Below are 707 nucleotides of genomic sequence, written 5' to 3' on the forward strand. Positions count from 1 at the left end.
ATATTGGGGTTGTCCGTCCGGTGGTAGGTGATGAGCCCCTGTTCATACAGCCGCTGGGCGATCTTCATCGTCTTGTCGGGTGACCACTTCAGCGCATTCCCGGCGGCCATCTGGAGCGAAGAGGAGATGAACGGCGCCGGAGGCGTATCGGTTTCTTCGCCATCAATGCAGGTCTCGACGATCACATTGCGTATAGCCCCCACCAGTTCTGCGAGTTGACGATCCTGGACATACGGGAACTCCTTGCTGGCAAACGTGGGCACTGGATCCCACTCCGCCTTCCAGGTGCGGCCGTCGCTGGGCGAAACGAAGGCCAGTTCCACCCCGAAATGCTTGATTGCTGTGAAGGCGCGAATCTCCCGCTCTCGCAGGACCACCAGGTACACGGCGACGGACTGCACGCGCCCGGCGGTGGTTGGCCTACCCATCACACGCCGCAGCTCTGGCGTGACCAGATACCCCACCAGGCGATCGATGACGCGACGGCATTCCTGCGAGGCGACCTTCGGGAGGTCCAGACGGCGTGGTGAGCTGAGCTCGGCGCTGATGCACGACTTGGTGATTTCCTTGAAGGCAACGCGCTTGTAGTTCTTGATCCCGGCAGCCTGGAGGATGTGCCAGCCGATGCTTTCGCCTTCGCGATCCGGGTCCGATGCGACGTAGATTTCCACGGCTTTCTGCCGCAGCTCCTTCAGCCGTGCGACGGT

Annotated in this window: 1 protein-coding gene; it reads right to left on the reverse strand. The window is 61.7% G+C overall.

All coding sequences use genetic code 11. The features are described from left to right. Window positions 1–707 (reverse strand): DNA topoisomerase (locus HMPREF2924_RS20150; protein WP_141765554.1); only part of this gene is annotated, 707 nt, incomplete at both ends.

The sequence above is a fragment of the Pseudomonas sp. HMSC063H08 genome (assembly GCF_001813645.1).
Classification (GTDB): Bacteria; Pseudomonadota; Gammaproteobacteria; order Pseudomonadales; family Pseudomonadaceae; genus Pseudomonas; species Pseudomonas aeruginosa.